Source organism: Oleiagrimonas sp. (assembly GCF_027858935.1).
Taxonomy (GTDB): domain Bacteria; phylum Pseudomonadota; class Gammaproteobacteria; order Xanthomonadales; family Rhodanobacteraceae; genus Oleiagrimonas.
The window spans coordinates 1-3,921 of the sequence record NZ_JAQIBU010000362.1 but is presented as its reverse complement, the minus strand read 5'-3'; the positions used below and the strand labels follow the sequence as shown (position 1 = coordinate 3,921).

The window sequence follows — 3,921 nt, the reverse complement described above, 5'->3', positions numbered from 1 at the left end:
GAAGCGACCCACGGATTGAACACTGTGTCCATCACCAGCTTCCAGGCACGACTGCTGCCGACCGAGCGCTGCCAGAGCGCGCGCCAGCGCAGCGGAAACCCTGCGCGCAGCGTGGTCCCCGGGACCGCAAGAGCCACCAGGAACGGTCCGATGTGGTGCAGCAGCAAGTGCTGGATCCGATGCATGAAGAATTCGCGCTCGGCGTAGTAATCCAGGTAGGTATGCAGCCCCACATAGATCAGGGCCAGTCCCACCCAGAAGCTCAATTGACGCGAAAAACCGGGGGGCCGCAGGTGGGAACCGCGCACATACAGCACCACGGCCACCGCGAAACACACGATGACCGTCGGTGAAAACTCCCAGGGAACCAGCCAGCGCAGCAAAGTCATTTGATTCCCAGCGCCGGAGCCTCGCCGCGATCAGGCCGGGCAGCGCCTTGATCCGCATTCATGTCCCATCCTTGCGGCCGCTGCGCCGCTGTCGACGCCAGCCGTAGGCAATCCCGAGCGCCATCACCAGCAAGGGCATGAACAGCAGGTTGAAGGCCTTCACGCGCATGCCCAGCGCGTCGATTTCCGCATTCAGCTGGTGCTGGACCTCACGCAACTGGTGACGAATGGACAATTTGCGCTTCAGTGCCTGCTCCAGCTGCTTCTTTGCCTTGGCGTCCGGGTGCGCATCCGCCGCTTTCGCCGGTTGCAGCTTGGCCAGTTGTTGCTCGGTCGCGGCCAGCTCGTTCTCCAGGGACTTTTCCTTGTCCCGGAACTTGACGTCCGCGGCACGGCGCAGCGCCTGCACACGCGTGAACGGCCGCTGCGAAATGGCACGACCGCGGATGGAGAGCAACGCCGAGGAGCCGCCCAGATTGTCCAGGATATTGGCAACGAAATCGCCATTGTTGGCAAAAGCGCTGAGCAGTTGTTCCCCCAGGAATGGCGTGCGGCGGACCCACAGGCGATCCGAGAGCAGATCCGTGTCGGCCACCAGCACCACCTCACCGGAATGTTTCATCACGTTCAGGTGACCGGCGTCATGCCGCTGTGGAAAGGCGCTATGCAGCCGGCCGCGCAGGCGTGCTGCAATCACATAGTGCTCGCCAGTCGGTTGATAGTCGTTATACAGCTGGGTCGGATCCGCCGTGCCCCGCACCCTGTCGGCCGGCGTGGGCATGGCCTCTCCGCTGCTCTGTATCAGGGGGATGAGCTGTGTCTTGGCATTGTGCGCAAGCTCGAAATAACCGGCACTGGATACATCGATGTTCTGCAGACTCGCAGTGATCACGTCATGATGATTGAGATCCTGCGGGCCCAGTCCAAGCACCGCGTAATCGCGCACCGGCGCGGTATTGTCGCCCAGGCTGATGGTCATCGCCCGTGCGCGATCGAGCACTACCATATTCGGATTGTAGAGCACGCCCCAGGCGCGAAACAGGGGCTTGAGGTCCGAACTGCTGCCGGCAACGGTTCCGGCCAGCGAACCGACCGGCAAGGCATCCATCTCCGCATCGGGATCGACGAACACCACCAGATGACCACCATGCATGACGTACTGATCGATGGCGTACAGGGCGGCATTGCTGAGGTTTTTCGGATGCACGACCATCAGCACGTTGATGTCCTTGCCGACGCTCTTGAAACTGGCCGGATCAAGCATCTTCACGTCAAACAACTGGTGCAACTGGCGCATGACCGCCCAGGGCGGAGTTCCGCTGATCGCGCTGCCATCGATGGGCAGCGTGCTGAGGATCGCTACATGCGGCTTGCGCGGCGCATCGAGCTCATACACGAGTCGCGCGATGTTGTACTCAAGAAAGGCTTCCTGACTGGGATCGAAAAAAGGAATCGAAAGATCCGTTCCGGACGCACTTTTCCCGGCCAGGCCAAAAAAAACACGCTCCCCGTTGCTGCCTCCGGGCATGGCCGTAAGCCCCGCGCCAAGTGCCCGGTCCTCGTCGTCCGAATACGGCACCGGATCGACAATCGATACCTTCAGGCGGCCATGGGAACGCATCACCATTTCCTGCAACAGTTCGCGAACGCGTTGCTCATAGCTTCGCAACTGCGGGATGTCGCGCGTGGCATGGCGCGAAAAATACAGGGTCAAGTGAAGCGGCCGGTGCAGATCATCAAGGATATGCACGGTGCCAGGAGCCAGGCTGTACAGGTGATCGGAGGTGAGATCCACGCGTACCCCGCGCAACCACATCGTGCTGCTGTAGATCACGCCCGCGAATATCACTGCCAGCGCAAGCAGCGCCAGCCGGATAAGGAAGGAACGTCGTACCAGCGTTCGCATCTCAACCGGTCCTCTTCAATTCGAGTACCAGTACACCGGCAGTCAGCCAGACAACTATGCCTGTCAGGAAATAGACCACGTCGCGCAGGTCCAGCACGCCGCGGGCAATCGCCTGGAAATGCTGCAGGATGCTGAACTGCGCGAGCATCGTGACCGCCTGCGTGGGAACCAGTCCGTTCAGCGCATCCCTCACTCCGGAGAACCCGGCCAGCACAAGCGCGAAACACATCGCTGCGGTGATGATGAATGCCACGACCTGGCTGCGTGTCAGCGCAGACAGGCAGCAGCCAATCGCCAGGAAGTTTCCGGCCATCAACCAGCTCCCGAAGTATCCGGCGAGAATCACCCCATTATCGGGCGAACCCAGATAATTGACCGTCAGCCACATTGGAAACGTCAGGACCAGTGCCAGTCCGATGAAGGCCCAGGCGGCAAGGAACTTGCCCAGCATTGCACGGGTGATGGTCACCGGAAGAGTCAGCAACAGTTCGAGCGTGCCGCTCTTGCGCTCCTCGGCCCACAGACGCATGGTCATCGCCGGCGCCAGCATAAGGTAGAGCCACGGATGGAAACTGAAGAACGGCTGCAGGTCGGCCAGCCCGCGTTCGTAAAAATCACCAATGTAGAACGTCAGGAACGCCGACATGAGCAGAAAGATGACCAGGAACACATAGGCCAGCGGCGTCACGAAATAGCTGCGCAATTCACGGCGCATGATCGCCAGCACGGCACTCATGTACGGGCCTCGTCATCGCGCGTCATGCGGCGGAAGACCTCATCCAGGCGTCCACGTTCGAGCTGGATCTCGGTCACCTGAACACCCTGCTCGCTCAACAGTTGCTGCACCGTTGCGAGTACCTTGTACCCGGGTTGCGGGATGACCGTGATGCGTCCGTTCAGTGGATCCACTTCCACTGCGGCGACCTCGGGCATACGTGCCAGCATCGGACGTGCCACACCGGCACCCGGTGCGCTGAAAGAGACCGCGCCGTGGTACCGCGATCGCGATTCCAGTTCGGCTGGCGTCGCATCGGCCAGCAGTCGCCCCTGAGCCACGATCAACACCCTGTTGCACAGCGCGCGCACCTCTTCCAGCAAGTGGGTGGAAATCAGTATGGTGCGCTTGCGCGCCATCGCATCTATCAACCCGCGCACGTCCCGCTTCTGATTGGGATCCAGACCATCGGTCGGCTCATCCAGCATCAGCACATCAGGTTCGTGCAGGATTGCACAAGCCAGACCGACCCTGCGGCGGTAGCCCTTCGAGAGGGTATCAATGGGATTGTCGAGCACGTCCTCCAGGTGCAGCTGTTCCAGCGTGCTGTCCATTTGCCGCAACAGATTGCGTCCGCTCAGTCCACGCACCCGCGCAATGTAGGCAAGAAATTCGCGCACCGTGAGCTCGCCATAGCTCGGTGCGCCTTCTGGCAGGTAACCAAGTGTCCGCTTTGCTGCCAGGGGGTGTTTGCGCACATCGTGCCCGCAAACGCGCGCAGTGCCGGAAGTCGGTGCCAGGTAGCCGCTGATCATCCGCATCACGGTGGATTTGCCGGCTCCATTGGGGCCAAGCAGACCCACGACCTCACCGGGTTCGGCACGGAAGCTGAGGCTCTCTACAGCGGTCAG

4 protein-coding genes are annotated in these 3,921 nt (G+C 61.2%); all 4 read right to left on the bottom strand.

All coding sequences use genetic code 11. From position 1 onward, the window contains the following. A partial coding sequence (locus PF446_RS13820; RefSeq protein ID WP_298072597.1) for a cytochrome c oxidase assembly protein occupies window positions 1-389 on the bottom strand: 389 nt, incomplete at its 3' end. A 58-nt stretch (window positions 390-447) separates the two neighbouring features. Next, the gene (locus PF446_RS13815) at window positions 448-2,295 is read right to left on the bottom strand and encodes a Gldg family protein (protein ID WP_298072595.1); all 1,848 of its coding nucleotides are present in this window, start codon (window positions 2,293-2,295) and stop codon (window positions 448-450) included. Between the two features lies 1 nt (window position 2,296). Continuing rightward, window positions 2,297-3,031 carry an ABC transporter permease subunit gene (locus PF446_RS13810; RefSeq protein ID WP_298072594.1) on the bottom strand — a complete coding sequence of 245 codons (735 nt, stop codon included), beginning with the start codon at window positions 3,029-3,031 and terminating at the stop codon, window positions 2,297-2,299. After that, the coding region (locus PF446_RS13805) for an ABC transporter ATP-binding protein (protein WP_298072592.1) at window positions 3,028-3,921 on the bottom strand (894 nt) is incomplete at its 5' end. The genes PF446_RS13805 and PF446_RS13810, both read right to left, overlap by 4 nt.

What these genes read in the sequence shown, in the direction of transcription:
- PF446_RS13815 (WP_298072595.1), bottom strand. Translation starts at nt 2,295, where the DNA reads ATGCGAACGCTGGTACGACGTTCCTTCCTTATCCGGCTGGCGCTGCTT.
- PF446_RS13810 (WP_298072594.1), bottom strand. Translation starts at nt 3,031, where the DNA reads ATGAGTGCCGTGCTGGCGATCATGCGCCGTGAATTGCGCAGCTATTTC.